This window comes from Promicromonospora sp. NPDC060204, from assembly GCF_042728455.1.
Classification (GTDB): Bacteria; Actinomycetota; Actinomycetes; order Actinomycetales; family Cellulomonadaceae; genus Promicromonospora.
In genome coordinates this window covers 1-1,452 of sequence record NZ_JBHWZO010000461.1, presented here as the reverse complement: position 1 = coordinate 1,452, position 1,452 = coordinate 1, and the positions used below count along the sequence as shown (strand labels likewise).

Sequence of the window (1,452 nt, the reverse complement as noted above, 5' to 3'; positions counted from 1 at the left end):
ATTCGTCCGGGGCCTCGTCGTGCACCATGTGGCCCACGCGGATCTCCACGAGCCGGCCGTGGGCCACGCGCGAGGTGAACTCCGCGAGGTCCGCCTGGTCCACGTTGCTCGTGGGGCCGCCCGCGACGACGAGCACCGGCGCCTCGATCCCCAGCGCGTCGTCCCACCAGGCCGGGTCGGGGTCGCCGCGCTGGGCGCGCAGGGCGTTGACGAGCGGCCAGTCGAACGGGACGGGGTGGTCTGGCTCGTCGAACGGCTCGAACCGCGGCCCACCGGGGCGCGGCGGCGCGGCGTCCTCGAGGACGAGCCGGGTGACGGGGGCCGGCTTGGTGGTGGTTGTCCCGGTGGAGGCCGGCCCGTTGGTGGCCGAGGTGGTGGCGTTCAGGGCGGTGGTGACCAGGGCCGCGGTGACGGCGCCCATCGAGTGCCCGACGATCGCGAAGCCGTCCGGGGCCGCGACCGGGCGGGCCGCGACCGTGCCGCCGGCGTCGGCCGCGCCGGCGGCGTCGTCCTGGGCGGTCACGCCGAGGGCGGCACAGAACGCGAGGGTGTCGGCCGTCATCAGCTCGTACGAGTAATGCCCGGGGCGGTCGCTGTCGCCGTGGCCGCGCGCGTCGGGGGCCAGGACGCGGTACCCGAGCGCCGCGAGGTCGTCGAGCAGGGGATCCCAGGACAGCGAGCTCTCGCCGAGGGCGTGCAGCAGGAGCAGCACCGGTGCGGCGGGGTCGCCGGCCTCGCGGTAGGCGAGGCGCAGGGGTGCGGTGGCGGCCGGTCCGGCGTCGGCGGGCGCGGTGGCGGCCGGTCCGGCGGTGTCGGGCGCGGCGTGGGCGGGCGTGGCGGTGTGTGCGCCGTCGGCGGGCGTGGCGGCGGTCGGCGCGACGGCGTCGTCGTGTTCGCCGTGGGAGGCCGTGGCGAGGGCGGCCGTTGTGCTGGTGTCTGCGGTGGTGGACGCGGTGCCGGTGGGCGCGACGGCGTCGTCGTGCCGCAGGGGTGCGTGCTGGATGTCGACGTGGCGGACCGGGTGCTGGGCTGCGGTGGTCATCCGCGCAAGTATGCCGAGCCCGGGACCGGCCGTTGACCAGCGGGAACAACCGGCAGGGAAAATCCGCTGACCGCGTACGGGTCCGGCCGCTACGGTCGGGCGTCGCTGACGCACCGGACGGAGGTGAGACGTGTGAGCAGCAACAAGAAGAACCGAACCCGGCACAGGCACGCGCTCCCGGCCGAGGCCGTGCGCGAACGCGCAGAGCATGCCCGGTCGGGTGCGTCCGGGGTGCACGACGATCAGCAGGCCCGGGCCTACCGCACCGGCGCCACCAACCGCGTGGGCTCCCGATCGGCCCGTGTCCGCGCCGCCATCCGAGCCGACGAGCGCTGACCAGCCCGAGGCCACACGCGGCGGCACGACAGTGCCGCCGAGATCGGTCCCTTGCGTCGAGACCGGTCCCTTGC

Annotated in this window: 2 protein-coding genes; one reads left to right on the top strand and one right to left on the bottom strand. The window is 76.0% G+C overall.

Annotated elements, in window-relative coordinates; genetic code table 11:
- Positions 1 to 1,042: alpha/beta fold hydrolase (locus ACFWEJ_RS28680; protein ID WP_377232555.1), on the bottom strand; the 1,042-nt coding region annotated here is incomplete at its 3' end.
- A 132-nt stretch (positions 1,043 to 1,174) separates the two neighbouring features.
- On the opposite strand from ACFWEJ_RS28680, the gene ACFWEJ_RS28675 reads away from it, so the two are divergent.
- Positions 1,175 to 1,378, top strand: coding sequence for a hypothetical protein (locus ACFWEJ_RS28675; RefSeq protein ID WP_377232554.1), 204 nt, complete (start codon positions 1,175 to 1,177; stop codon positions 1,376 to 1,378).
- Positions 1,379 to 1,452 lie beyond the last annotated feature (74 nt).